This window comes from Neorhizobium galegae (assembly GCF_017877055.1).
Classification (GTDB): Bacteria; Pseudomonadota; Alphaproteobacteria; order Rhizobiales; family Rhizobiaceae; genus Neorhizobium; species Neorhizobium galegae_D.
The window spans coordinates 660,026-673,080 of the sequence record NZ_JAGIPG010000003.1; the positions used below are offsets into that span (position 1 = coordinate 660,026).

The 13,055-nt window shown below is 62.9% G+C and carries 13 protein-coding genes; 5 read left to right on the forward strand and 8 right to left on the reverse strand.

Annotated features, from left to right (window positions below; genetic code table 11):
* Nucleotides 1–15: 15 nt before the first annotated feature.
* Together hutC and J2857_RS22250 are read right to left on the reverse strand one after the other, a co-directional pair.
* Nucleotides 16–741 carry a histidine utilization repressor gene (hutC, locus tag J2857_RS22245; RefSeq protein WP_210012250.1) on the reverse strand — a complete coding sequence of 242 codons (726 nt, stop codon included), beginning with the start codon at nucleotides 739–741 and terminating at the stop codon, nucleotides 16–18.
* Nucleotides 738–2,084, reverse strand: a complete 1,347-nt coding sequence (locus J2857_RS22250; RefSeq protein ID WP_210012251.1) for a formimidoylglutamate deiminase — start codon at nucleotides 2,082–2,084, stop codon at nucleotides 738–740. Before J2857_RS22250 ends, hutC begins: the two co-directional genes overlap by 4 nt.
* Before the next feature lie 97 nt (nucleotides 2,085–2,181).
* Here J2857_RS22250 and hutI point away from each other — a divergent pair, with 97 nt between their 5' ends.
* Genes hutI through J2857_RS22275 form a run of 5 tightly spaced genes read left to right on the forward strand, consistent with a single transcriptional unit; the run spans nucleotide 2,182 to nucleotide 8,065 of the window.
* Nucleotides 2,182–3,435: an imidazolonepropionase gene (gene hutI / locus J2857_RS22255; protein WP_210012252.1), complete on the forward strand. Its 1,254-nt coding sequence runs from the start codon at nucleotides 2,182–2,184 to the stop codon at nucleotides 3,433–3,435.
* Nucleotides 3,432–4,967, forward strand: coding sequence for a histidine ammonia-lyase (gene hutH, locus J2857_RS22260; RefSeq protein WP_210012253.1), 1,536 nt, complete (start codon nucleotides 3,432–3,434; stop codon nucleotides 4,965–4,967). The genes hutI and hutH overlap by 4 nt, the downstream gene beginning before the upstream one ends.
* A complete protein-coding gene (gene hutG / locus J2857_RS22265) occupies nucleotides 4,968–5,786 on the forward strand; it encodes an N-formylglutamate deformylase (RefSeq protein WP_210012254.1) in 819 nt (272 codons plus the stop codon).
* Nucleotides 5,787–5,799: 13 nt separating this feature from the next.
* Nucleotides 5,800–7,473 (forward strand): urocanate hydratase, encoded by a 1,674-nt coding sequence (hutU, locus tag J2857_RS22270; RefSeq protein ID WP_210012255.1) that lies wholly within the window; start codon nucleotides 5,800–5,802, stop codon nucleotides 7,471–7,473.
* Between the two features lie 4 nt (nucleotides 7,474–7,477).
* Nucleotides 7,478–8,065 carry a HutD/Ves family protein gene (locus J2857_RS22275; RefSeq protein ID WP_210012256.1) on the forward strand — a complete coding sequence of 196 codons (588 nt, stop codon included), beginning with the start codon at nucleotides 7,478–7,480 and terminating at the stop codon, nucleotides 8,063–8,065.
* A gap of 2 nt (nucleotides 8,066–8,067) precedes the next feature.
* On the opposite strand, the gene J2857_RS22280 is transcribed toward J2857_RS22275, so the two are convergent.
* From J2857_RS22280 to J2857_RS22300, 6 genes are all read right to left on the reverse strand, one after another.
* Entirely contained in the window at nucleotides 8,068–8,826 is a 759-nt protein-coding gene (locus J2857_RS22280) for an SDR family NAD(P)-dependent oxidoreductase (RefSeq protein ID WP_210012257.1), read from the reverse strand.
* Nucleotides 8,823–9,842: a ketopantoate reductase family protein gene (locus tag J2857_RS22285; RefSeq protein WP_210012258.1), complete on the reverse strand. Its 1,020-nt coding sequence runs from the start codon at nucleotides 9,840–9,842 to the stop codon at nucleotides 8,823–8,825. Before J2857_RS22285 ends, J2857_RS22280 begins: the two co-directional genes overlap by 4 nt.
* Nucleotides 9,843–10,092: 250 nt before the next feature.
* Nucleotides 10,093–10,215, reverse strand: a complete 123-nt coding sequence (locus tag J2857_RS31310) for a hypothetical protein (RefSeq protein WP_281068637.1) — start codon at nucleotides 10,213–10,215, stop codon at nucleotides 10,093–10,095.
* A 93-nt stretch (nucleotides 10,216–10,308) separates the two neighbouring features.
* On the reverse strand, nucleotides 10,309–10,725 hold the full coding sequence (locus tag J2857_RS22290) for an organic hydroperoxide resistance protein (RefSeq protein WP_210012259.1): 417 nt from the start codon (nucleotides 10,723–10,725) through the stop codon (nucleotides 10,309–10,311).
* Nucleotides 10,726–10,900: 175 nt separating this feature from the next.
* Nucleotides 10,901–12,220, reverse strand: a complete 1,320-nt coding sequence (locus J2857_RS22295; protein WP_210012260.1) for an ATP-binding protein — start codon at nucleotides 12,218–12,220, stop codon at nucleotides 10,901–10,903.
* Nucleotides 12,217–12,957 carry a response regulator gene (locus J2857_RS22300; protein WP_210012261.1) on the reverse strand — a complete coding sequence of 247 codons (741 nt, stop codon included), beginning with the start codon at nucleotides 12,955–12,957 and terminating at the stop codon, nucleotides 12,217–12,219. The genes J2857_RS22295 and J2857_RS22300 overlap by 4 nt, the downstream gene beginning before the upstream one ends.
* Between the last annotated feature and the right edge of the window lie 98 nt (nucleotides 12,958–13,055).

A 13,055-nucleotide genomic window follows, 5' to 3' on the forward strand; every position in this document is an offset into this window, starting at 1 on the left:
CAGCCCCGGACCGCACTAGCTCTCTCCGCCGGGCGTGAAGCGGGCGACCAGCGCATGCCGGTCACCCGGATAGGTGAAGCGCACGAACGTTACCGGGCCGTTGCTGCCCCATGTTCGCCGTTCGATGACGAGACAGGCCGCGCCCCTGGGAATATCGAGCGTTTTTGAGACCTGCGCATCGGCTGACAGCGCGTAAATCCGGTGTTCGGCAGTGCTCCACGGGATCTGGCTGATAAGCCAGGTCCCCGGCGCCGATTTCGAAAAGTCCTCGCCTGTCGCTTCGGGCACGGTCGCAAGGTTGATCAATCGCTCTTCAAGGCAGAACGGCCGCTCACCGGCGTGATGAAGGCAGACGAGATCGAGGACCGAAGCGGCTCCCGAAAGCTCCAGATGTTGCCGGTCGATGGGGCTTGCCTCGCGCTGAAACCGCTTTTCCAGCCGATAGGAATAGGGAAGCTTGAGGGAACGAACTTCCGCCTCGATACTATGGATTTCGAGCACGGCGGCCTGCGTCGCCGGTTGCGCCACGAAACTGCCGGACTTCTTGCGCCGTTCGATCAGCCCGGCCCGTGCCAGATGCGTCAGCACCTTGTTGGCGGTCATCCGGGAGCAGCCATATTGCACGGCAAGATCGACCTCGAAAGGCAGGCGGTACCCGGGAGGCCATTCACCGGAAACGATCCGTCCCTCTATGTCGCTCAAAATGCGATGATGGAGGGTGGCTTCCTTGCCATTGGTCATAGTGTCAGCATTTCCTGCATTACCGTCCTGAACCGCCGGCCGATCACATCCCGTTGGACATGCCGTCCGCCTTCGACCTGTTTGCGGCCAAGCGCCCAGACGCAATCCACCGCAATGCCGCCCGAAAATATCCAATGATCGAGAATCTGATCGGCGGCAAGGTAGGGAACTTGCTCGACATCGAGCGAAACGATATCGGCGTAATTGCCCTGAGCCAAGCCGGGGGCCGCTTTGAGCGCCATTCCGCCGCCCGAAAGCGCCGCTTCGAACAGCCGCCGCCCTGTCGACCCCTCCGGCCTTGCCAGGACGTTACGCCTCTTCAGGCTAAGGCGCTGGGAATACTCAAGCTGACGCAGCTCCTGCGCCACGGAAATCAGTATGTTCGAATCCGAGCCGATGCCGACGCTGCCGTTCTGGCCAAGGAAGAGATCACCGGGGAATATCCCGTCGCCAAGATTGGACTCGGTGATCGGGCAAAGCCCGGCGACGGCGCCGCTGTCGGCCATGCGGCGCGTTTCATCCTCCGTCATGTGCGTTGCATGGATGAGACACCAGCGTTCGGTGACCGGCATGTTCGTGAGCAACCAGTCGACGGGTCGGGCACCGGACCAGGCGAGGCAGTCCTCGACCTCTTTCACCTGCTCTGCGACATGGATATGCACAGGCCCATCACTTGCCATCGGCACGACCTGCTTGAGATCCTGCGGGGTTACGGCTCGGAGACTGTGGGGAGCGACGCCGAGTTCCGCGCCGGGCATCGCCGCAGTCAGGCGCTGGCAAGCATCCATGGTCTTGGCGAAATCATCGACCGAGTGGATGAAACGGCGCTGGCCTTCGATCGGCTCCGCGCCGCCGAAGCCCGAATGGGCATAAAAGACCGGCAGCAGGGTCAGGCCAATTCCCGCCTCCGCGCTTGCAGCCGCGATGTGTTCGGCCATCTCGGCGATATTGGCGTAATGCCCGCCATCCCTGTCGTGGTGGAGGTAATGAAATTCGCCGACCCGCGAAAAGCCGGCTTCCAGCATTTCCATATAGAGCTGTGAAGCTACGGCCTCGACCTGCTCCGGCGTCATCGACAGCGCGAACTTGTACATCAGCGTCCGCCAGCTCCAGAAGCTGTCGTCGCCCGGACCGCGAACTTCCGTAAGGCCTGCCATGGCGCGCTGGAAGGCATGGCTGTGCACGTTCGGCATCGCCGGCAGCAGAACCTTGTGACGTTCGTCTTCTGCCGTCGCCTCGACGCCGATCTCCACCCGGGCGAGCCGGTCTGCCTCGATCGTCAACCTCACATTCTGCTGCCAACCTTCCGGCAGAAGAGCCAATTGCGCATGAAGCGTGGCCATGGGCGCCTTCCCTTTTCCTCAAGGAGACCAAAATTCTTCTTGTCACTCGAATTATTATGTATATACATGTTCCTCCATAAGGAAAGGCAAAAAGCTTATGGATGGGGAAGAATCTTCAAAAGCTGCAGCGGGTTCCGCATCGCTTTGGCGCAATGCGCGGATCGCCACTTTCGCTCCCACGGCATCCGGCCTCGGCGAAATCGAAGCCGGCGCGCTCGCCGTGCGCAACGGGCGGATAGCCTTCGTCGGCGCACTGGCCGACCTGCCTGCCGAATTTAAAGATTCCGAAAACCAAACCGATTGCGAAGGGCGCTGGATTACCCCGGCTTTGATCGACTGCCACACCCATCTGGTATTTGGCGGCGACCGCGCGATGGAATTTGAAATGCGCCTTGCGGGGTCGACCTATGAGGAGATCGCACGGGCCGGCGGCGGCATCATCTCGTCCGTGAAAGCAACCAATGCCCTCTCGGAAGAGGAGCTTCTGGAGCAGGCGCTTCGCAGGCTGGACGCGCTGCTGGCCGAGGGTATCTGTACGGTCGAGATCAAGTCCGGCTACGCGCTGAACATCGAGGGCGAGCTGAAGATGCTGCGGGTTGCCCGCAGGCTTGGCGAAGTCAGGCCGGTGCGGATCGTCACGAGCTGGCTTGCCGCGCACGCGACACCGCCGGACTACAAGGGCCGCAACGGTGATTACGTCACCGACGTGGTCCTGCCGGGCCTTGAGGCTGCTCATTCGGAGGGGCTCGTCGATGCTGTCGATGGTTTCTGCGAAGGCATCGCTTTCTCGCCCGCCGAAATCAGCCGAGTTTTCGACAGAGCGAAGGCATTTGGGCTTCCCGTCAAACTGCATGCGGAACAGCTCTCCGATCTCGGCGGCGCGCGCCTCGCCGCCTCCTATGGCGCGCTGTCGGCCGACCACCTCGAATATCTTTCCGCACAAGACGCCAAGAGCATGGCTGAAGCCGGCACGGTGGCCGTGCTGCTGCCAGGTGCCTTCTATACGCTTCGGGAAAAGCAGGCGCCGCCCGTCCAGGCATTGCGCGAGGCCGGCGCCCGGATCGCGCTTGCGACCGACAGCAATCCGGGCACCTCACCGCTGACCTCGCTGCTCATGACCATGAACATGGGCGCGACACTGTTCGGCCTGACGGTCGGGGAATGCCTTGCCGGCGTCACGCGGGAGGCCGCGCGTGCACTCGGCCTTCAGGCCGAAACCGGCACGCTTGAAGTCGGCAAATCCGCAGATTTTGCGATCTGGGATATCGAGCGGCCGGCCGAGCTTGTCTATCGCATCGGCTTCAATCCGCTGACGGCACGGATCTACAAGGGCGAGAGGGTTTCCGCATGAACATCGTTCTGACACCCGGCTCGGTGAGCCTCCGCGAGCTTCAGGACATTTATTGGAACGGTACGCCGGCCCGTATTAATCCTTCGTTTGACGCGGGGATCGAGAAGGCCGCGGCCCGGATCGCCCAGATTGCCGCAGGCAACGAGCCGGTCTACGGCATCAACACCGGCTTCGGAAAACTGGCCTCGATCAAGATCGACAGCGCCGACGTCGCAACGCTCCAGCGCAACCTGATCCTGTCGCATTGCTGCGGCGTCGGCGCGCCGCTTGCCGAGAATATCGTTCGCCTGGTCATGGCGCTGAAGCTCATCTCGCTCGGGCGCGGCGCATCCGGCGTCCGTCTCGAACTGGTCCGCCTGATCGAGGCTATGCTGGAAAAAGGCGTGATCCCGCTCATTCCGGAAAAAGGCTCAGTCGGTGCCTCGGGCGATCTGGCGCCGCTCGCGCATATGGCGGCCGTGATGATGGGCGAAGGCGAAGCATATTATCAAGGCACGTTGCTGCCCGCCGCCGCCGCCCTTGCGAAAGCCGGATTGAAACCGGTCGTGCTTGCGGCCAAGGAAGGCCTTGCCTTGATCAACGGCACCCAGACCTCCACGGCATTGGCACTGGCTGGCTTGTTCCGCGCACATCGTGCCGCCCAGACAGCACTGGTAACCGGTGCGATGTCGACGGATGCAGCCATGGGCTCCTCCGCACCTTTCCACCCGGATATCCACACGCTTCGCGGCCACAAGGGCCAGATCGACGCGGCCGCGGCTCTGCGCGCGCTGCTGTCGGGTTCGGCCATCCGCGAAAGCCATCTGCAGGGCGACGAACGGGTGCAGGATCCCTATTGCATCCGCTGCCAGCCCCAGGTGGACGGTGCGTGCCTCGACCTCCTGCGCTCGGTCGCCCGCACGCTCGAGATCGAAGCCAACGCAGTGACCGACAATCCGCTGGTACTTTCGGATGACACCGTCGTTTCGGGCGGCAATTTTCACGCCGAGCCAGTGGCCTTTGCCGCCGACCAGATCGCACTCGCCATTTGCGAAATCGGCGCGATCTCCCAGCGTCGCATTGCGCTGCTCGTGGACCCGACCCTCTCCTATGGGCTGCCCGCCTTTCTCGCCAAGAAGCCGGGGCTCAATTCCGGGCTGATGATCGCGGAAGTCACCTCCGCGGCCCTGATGTCGGAAAACAAGCAAATGTCGCATCCGGCTTCGGTCGATTCCACGCCGACCTCCGCCAATCAGGAAGACCACGTTTCTATGGCCTGCCATGGCGCGCGCCGGCTTCTCCAGATGACCGACAATCTCGCGACCATCGTCGGCATCGAGGCGTTGACCGCGGCCCAGGGTGTGGAACTGCGCAGCCCGCTGACGACCAGCCCGGAACTTCAGAAGGTGATCGCCACCATCCGCGCGGTCGTTCCGAGCCTGGAAGAGGACCGCTACATGGCGAACGACCTGAAGGCGGCCACCGATCTCGTCGCCACAGGGGCGCTCGCTGCGTCCGTCTCACCGGATATCCTCCCGGTCCTGGAGGCGTGAATGGCTGTCTTTGAAACCAGCCAGGGCACTTCCCCCGTCATTCTCGGTTTTCCGCATACGGGAACCGAAGTGCCTAAAGCGGTCTGGGACCGGCTAAACGACAACGGCCGTCTGCTTGCCGATACCGACTGGCACATCCACCGGCTCTATGACGGTCTTCTGGCGGATGCGACGACGGTGCGCGCCACATTCCACCGTTATGTGATCGACGCCAATCGCGACCCGCAAGGTGCGAGCCTTTATCCCGGTCAGAACACGACCGGCCTCGTGCCGGAGACGGATTTTGACGGCAAGAGCATCTGGAAGCAGGGCGCCGCGCCGACCGGGGCCGACACCGCCGATCGGCTGCGGGATTTTCATGCGCCCTACCACGCCGCACTTGCAGCCGAAATCGAGCGGGTAAAATCCATTCACGGAATAGCCGTACTCTACGATTGCCACTCGATCCGCTCGCATATTCCGTTCCTGTTCGAGGGCATCCTGCCCGATTTCAATATCGGCACGGACATGGGCAGGACCTGCGCCCCGGCGATCGAACAGGCGGCACTCGCTGTGAGGACCGCAGCTTCGGGCTATACCAGCATCATCAACGGTCGCTTCAAGGGCGGCTGGACGACCCGGCATTACGGCAGACCGGAAACCGGCGTCCACGCGATCCAGATGGAGCTTGCCCAGTCTACCCATCTTGCGGCGGAGACCCCGCCCTTCGCCTACGACCCGGCCAAGGCAGAGCGTCTGCGAGTCCATCTCAAAGATATCCTGACGCGGATCGAGCGGATCGCCTTCGACCTCGTGTCACAGAAAAACAACAACCGATAAAGGGAACGTTCCGATGACCAATCCCCGCCACAATATCCGTGAAATCCGCGCCCCGCGCGGCAACCAGCTCAACGCCAAAAGCTGGATGACGGAAGCGCCCTTGCGCATGCTGATGAACAATCTCGATCCCGATGTGGCAGAAAACCCGAACGAGCTGGTCGTTTATGGCGGCATCGGACGCGCCGCCCGCACCTGGGACGACTTCGACCGTATCGTCGCGACGCTGAAGACCCTCACGGAGGAAGAAACGCTACTGGTGCAGTCAGGCAAGCCGGTCGGCGTCTTCCGGACCCATAAGGATGCGCCGCGCGTTCTCATCGCCAACTCCAACCTCGTGCCGCACTGGGCGACATGGGACCATTTCAACGAACTCGACAAAAAGGGCCTTGCCATGTACGGCCAGATGACGGCCGGGTCGTGGATCTATATCGGCACCCAAGGCATCGTGCAGGGCACCTATGAGACGTTCGTGGAAGCCGGACGCCAGCATTACGGCGGCAATCTCAAGGGCAAGTGGATCCTGACCGGCGGTCTCGGCGGCATGGGCGGCGCGCAGCCGCTTGCCGCCGTCATGGCTGGCGCCTGCTGCCTGGCGGTCGAATGCAATCCGGACAGCATCGATTTTCGCCTGCGCACCCGCTATGTCGACGCGAAGGCGGAAACGCTCGACGAAGCCATGGAGATGATCACCCGCTGGACGGAAGCGGGCGAGGCAAAGTCTGTCGGCCTGCTCGGCAATGCCGCGGAAATCCTCCCCGAAATGGTCCGTCGCGGCATCCGCCCGGACATGGTCACGGACCAGACCTCCGCCCATGACCCGATCAACGGCTACCTGCCGAAGGGCTGGACGATGGCCGAATGGAAGGCCAAACGCGAAAGCGATCCGAAGGCGGTGGAAAAAGCAGCCCGCGCCTCGATGCGCGAACATGTCGAGGCGATGATCGCCTTCTGGAACGCCGGCATCCCGACGCTCGACTACGGCAACAACATCCGCCAGGTCGCCAAGGACGAAGGGCTGGAAAACGCCTTCGCCTTCCCCGGCTTCGTACCGGCCTATATCCGCCCGCTCTTCTGCCGCGGCATCGGCCCGTTCCGTTGGGCAGCCCTCTCCGGCGATCCGGAAGATATCTACCGCACCGACGCCAAGGTGAAGGAACTGCTGCCGGACAATACGCATCTGCACAACTGGCTCGACATGGCGCGCGAACGGATTTCGTTCCAGGGCCTGCCGGCGCGCATCTGCTGGGTGGGCCTCGGCGTCCGCCACAAGCTCGGCCTCGCCTTCAACGAGATGGTCCGCAACGGCGAGTTGAAAGCGCCGATCGTGATCGGCCGCGACCACCTCGATTCCGGATCGGTCGCCTCTCCCAACCGGGAGACGGAAGCGATGAAGGACGGCTCGGATGCGGTATCCGATTGGCCGCTGCTGAATGCGCTCCTGAACACGGCCTCCGGTGCCACCTGGGTATCGCTGCATCACGGTGGGGGCGTCGGCATGGGCTTTTCGCAGCATTCCGGCATGGTCATCTGCTGCGACGGCAGCGAGGACGCCGACCGCAGGATCGAACGGGTGCTCTGGAACGACCCGGCCACCGGCGTCATGCGTCACGCGGATGCAGGCTATGAGATCGCCGTGGATTGCGCTGTGGAAAACGGACTTCGCTTGCCCGGCATTCTCGGAAACTGAACCCATGAAGATCCTGCGCGCATCCGACTACAAGCGAATGCCGTGGAAGAACGGAGGCGGCGAGACGGTGGAGATCGCCGTCTTTCCCGCCGGCGCATCGATGGAGGACTTCGACTGGCGTGTCAGCATAGCGACCATCGCCTCAGACGGGGCTTTCTCGACCTTTGCGGATGTGGACCGAACCCTGTCGGTCCTTTCGGGCGGCGGGATAGAGCTGACGATCGACGGCTGCAGGCCCGTCACTCTTGAGGATAGTTCCGAGCCCTATCCGTTTCCTGCCGACAGGCCGGCTGTGGCCACGCTGCTCAATGGCGTGACGACAGACCTCAACGTGATGACGCGGCGCGGGCGGTTTTCCCACCGCGTCATCAGGTATCCGACGCCCGTGTCGCTGCCCGCATCCCCATCTCCAAGGTTGGTTCTTGCCACCGGGAGGCACACGATTGCATTTGGTTCGGAGAAAACTGATCTCGGACCGTTTGATTGCCTTGCCTTCGGTGCCGAAGTGACGGGCGACCTCGTTATCTCAGGTGGTTCAGCGGTTTTCGTAATTGAGTTCAATCCGGAAGGTGGGATACCCTCCTCGGCCTGAACTCACTTGCCGCCGTCCACGCTGATGATCTGCCCGGAGATCCAGCCGGCGAAGTCGGATGCGAAGAACATCACCATCGCCGCAATGTCGTCGGGTGTACCGAGGCGCTTCAGCGCAATATTCTGCAGGAGCCGCGCCTGCCCTTCCTCGCCCATCGCCTCCCATTGTCGTTCGGTCGCCGGGTTCGAGCGCACGAAGCCGGGCGCGACATTGTTGACGGTGATGCCCCACGGCCCCAGTTCATGGGCGAGCTGACGCGTCAGCCCGATCTGGCCGGCCTTGGCGCTGGCATAGGCCTGGATTCCCGTCAGCGAAATTCCGAGGCCGGCGCCGCTGGAAATATTGATGATGCGCCCGGCGTTTTTCCGCTTCATGCCCGGCGCGACCGCCTGGGCCATGAAGAAGGCGCCGGACAGGTTGACGTCGAAGATCGTCTGCCAGTCGCTTTCGGATATCTCCTCGATCGGCCGGCCCACCTGCCCGCGCACGCCGCCGGCGTTGTTGACCAGGACGTCCGGCGCGCCGGAGGCCACCTCGATCGCCCGGACGATCTCCTGCACGGCACTGCGATTGCCGACATCCAGTACATGCGCCTCGGCCTTGGGGCCGCAGAGCCCGACCGTTTCCTGGAGCCCCGCCGCATCGACGTCGCAGAGATGCACCGCCGCGCCGCGGCTCGCGAAGCCCTGCGCGATCGCCCGTCCGAAGCCGTGGGCGGCACCTGTGACAATCACCACTTTGCCGTCAAACGAAATGTTCATGCCGTCACCGTCGCCAGCTCTGCGAGATTGGCCATGTCGAGAGGCCGTTTGCCATCCTCGATCTCGTGAATCATGGCGATCAGGCGGGCGGCAAGCGGCGTCGGAACACGCGATTCCTTTCCGATCTCGACAACCGGCATAACCTGCGCGTCCACCTCAGTCTTGCGCTTGCGCACGGCAAGATCGCGCCAGATGCCTGAATGCGACTTTGCCGACCTGCGGTTATGGGCCACCATGTCGTCGAACGACTTGTCAGTCTGTTCCGGTGAGGCCAGCGGCCCGAAGGCGGCTGGATCGAACCCATCGAAGGCTTCCGGCTGGATGTTGTTGATAGCCGCCACCGTCGCCACTTCCAGCGCAAGCCGACGCAGGACCGGGCGGGCGCTCGGATTTTCGAGCACATCGGCAATGCTGTCATTGGTGAGAGCCGTGCCGAACAGCAGCGCACCATAGATGAGCTTGCCCCACAAAAAGCCCCAGATATTGCTGGTGATCAAAGCCTTCGGCTCGACCTGCCGCATCAACTGATAGATATCCTCGGCCCGATCGGTGAAAAGCCCGTCGAGCTCGCCGATCACCACGGCGCCATGGCCGCTGTACTGCACCACGCCCGGCTCCAGATAATCCGCCCCGAAATTGACGAAGCAGCCGATGACGCGATGTTCTCCGACGATGCGGGCAATCACTCGTTCATTGAGCCCGTTCTGGGCGGAGACCACATATCCGTCGGCGGGGAGATGCTGGACGAGAGACCTTGCCGCCGCCTCCGTATGATGGGCTTTGACGCAGAGAAAAGTCCGCTGATATTCGCCCTCCAGCTGTTCCGGCAGATACGCTCTGGCCTTGACGATGTCCTCGAAGATCGGACCGACGATCTTCAGTCCCCTCTCGTTGATCGCCTCGACATGTTCCTTGACATTGTCGACGAAGATCACATTCTCGCCGGCACGGATGAAAGCCGCACCCAGCGTGCCGCCGATCGCGCCGGCGCCCCAGATCAGAATTGGCTGGCTCATGCCCAAGGTCCCTCCAAGAACGCCCGCGTTGCTGCGGCCGCGACATCCCACATTGCCTAACGTGCGCTCGTTGCAGTTTGCTTAAAACCGCCCGGCGGCGTGACGATATTGATCACCCGCATGCCGGGCTATCCGCATCCCGAGGATTAGAACACTACGGTCCCGTGGTCGAGCACAGCGTGGAGGTCGAGAAGCGTAGCGACGGCGCCCGGTTCGTGCCTCCGGTCCGCCGCTTTCCGAACGGGAACTTTCAGAACGAGGAACCTGCGGCCAGGAGACCTGCCAAAGCCGAAGGCTCCAGCGAGGTTAGGTCGTATATGCAGGGCGCCGCGAAGACGGCCGCTCCCAGGATGCAGATGATCACCAATTTCATGGGGTTCTCCGGGGACGAGGCCCCTGCCTCGTCGTGTTGGCAGTTATGACCTGGCGCCGCGGCCGATCCGGCGCGACGCGCCATCGCGATTCCTCAGGCGAGGATCAGCTCGACATTGATGTTGCCGCGGGTCGCCTTCGAATAGGGGCAGGTCTGGTGAGCCTCTTCGACAAGCGCCCTGGCAAGTTCCGGATCGATACCCGGCAGGCTGATGTTGAGGCGGGCCTGCAGGAAGTATGCGCCTTCGGTGGTTCCGAGGTCCACCTCGGCATCGACTGCCGTCTCGGTGGGAAGCTTGATCTTCCGCTTGCCTGCGGCAATGCCCATGGCGCCGATGAAGCAGGCCGACCATCCGGCTGCGAAGAGCTGCTCGGGATTGCTGCCGGTATGGGCGCTGCCCGGAGGCGAAAGCTTGACGTCGAGCTGCGCATCGTCGCTGCGCGAGAACCCGTCGCGCCCGCCGGTCGTGTGCGTCTTGCCGGTATAGAGAACCTTGTCGATCTTGGTCATGGAACACTCCTTTGTTCGTGTCGCCGATTGCGACATCCGTTGACGGGGAGTGGTTTGAGGGATGGACGTATCCGGCATGTTTCCGAAACCGTCGGAAATGTATCGAAGCGTAGCGCGGACCTCACCGGACATCCTTTCATACAAAACGCTTCGAAAAATCGGCCGATTTCCGATATCAGCGGATGGTGACTTCGGCAGCCAGCCCGCCGCCGGCGCGATTGTAGAGCCTCATCGAACCGCCGATCGCCGCGGCCAGTTGCTGGGCGATCGCAAGGCCGAGCCCCGTGCCGCCGGTCTCACGGTTGCGGGATTGCTCCAGCCTGAAGAACGGCTGCATGGCCGCCTCCAGCATGTCTTCCGGAATCCCCGGCCCGCGATCGAGGACCGTGATGACGATGTTGCCCTCGCGTCTTCGCTCGACGCTGACCTCGGCGGCGCCGGCGAATTTCACGGCATTGTCGATGAAGTTCGAAAGGATGCGGCGCAGCGCGTGCGGTTTGGTGGACGCGGTTCCCCGGACAAGACCGACAACGGTCACCAACTTGCCGGTGTCCTGGTAATCATAGGCAATGCTGTCGATGAACGAGGCAAGGTCGATGCGGGAAACCTTCTCGCCATTGCCATGCGCGCTGCGCGCATAGGCTATGCCATCCTGCACCAGCCGCTCGATTTCGCCGAGGTCATGCACCAGCTTGTCCCTCTCGGGCGAATCGTCCGCCATGTCGGCGCGCAGCCGCATGCGGGTGATCGGCGTCTGGAGATCGTGGGAGATGGCGGCGAGAATCTGCACCCGTTCCTCGAGATAATGGGCGATCCTGTCGCGCATGGCATTGAAGGCTCGCGCGGCATGGGCGACTTCGCTCGGGCCGGCCTCGCTCAAGGGCGGGCCTTTTTTGTTGGGGTCGAGCGCATCGGCGGCAGCCGCGAGGTCTCCCAGCGGGCGGATCGCCTGCCGGACCGCAAACCATGTGCAGATCACCAGAAGCGCCATCTGGACGGCGAACACGTAAGGCAGCCATTCGGCGATCGGCATGACACCGGTCGGCGTGACGTCGATGGTGAGCGGCGAGCCGTCGGAAAGCGTCAGATGACCCTGCAATCGCCTGCTGTCGCCGGGAATGGATTCCACCCGCAGCGGGAACCGATGCCCAACCGCCTCCTCGATCTTGCCGGCGATCTCGGCGGCGCGGCCCGACATGTCCGGCACGCCGGCAAGCCCTGGGCCGAGCACGAGGCGGTAATTGCCGCGGCTCAAGCGGTTGAGCCAATCGGCGCGCTCATTGGCCGGCAGCCGATCGAGAATGGCGATCGATGTCGCAAGATCGTTTTCAAGCGTGCCCAGCATGACGGCCTTTGCCGACATGTAGCGCTCGATAAAGAGAATACTGAAGGAGAGACCGTAGGCGATGGCGAGGCCTGCAAACAGGATCAGGAAAAGCCGGTCACGCAGGGTGCTCGGCCACCATTTGCCGGAACAGGGGACGCTGGCGTTCACGGCTTGGGCTCCGAAATCTCGACGGGAACCGATAAGACATAACCTTCGCTGCGCACCGTTTTGATATAGGTCGGCTCGCGCGCGTCGTCGCCGAGCCGCTGGCGAAGCCGGCTCACAAGCAGATCGATCGAGCGGTCGAAGAGGTCCGCATCGCGGCCCTGGGTCAGGTTGAGGATCTGGTCGCGGTTCAGCACGCGCTGCGGATGGTCGATGAAGACACGCAGCAGCCGGTATTCGGCGCCGCTCAGCGCGATTTCCGTGCCCTGTTTGTCGAGCAGATGGCGGCCGACCGTATCGAGCTGCCAGTCGCCGAAGGTCAGCAACTGGCCGGCCTCGCTGATCTGCAGGTTGGGCGGCAGCATTCGCGTCCGGCGCAGGACCGCCTTGATGCGCGCCAGCAGCTCGCGTGCGGCAAACGGTTTCGGCAGATAATCGTCGGCGCCCATTTCGAGCCCGATGATCCGGTCCATCTCGTCGCTGCGGGCGGTCAGCATCAGGACCGGCGTCGCCTTGTGCTTGCCGGCCCTGAGTTCGCGGCAGAGCACGAGCCCGTCATCGCCCGGCATCATCACGTCGAGCACGATCAGGTCGACCGTATTGGCTTCGAGAAAACTGCGCATCTGACGGCCATCGGCGGCCACCGTCGCGCGAAGGCCGTTCTTCTTCAGATAGCTCGACACCAGCTCGCGGATTTCGCGGTCGTCATCGACGATCAAGATATGGTCGACATGATCCATCTTTGGACTTCAGATCCCTTTTCCATGGGAACGGTATCGCACCGCTCTTCCTTCCTTAAACCGGAGGATGGCTGCCGCGAAGCGGAGAAATATCTCCG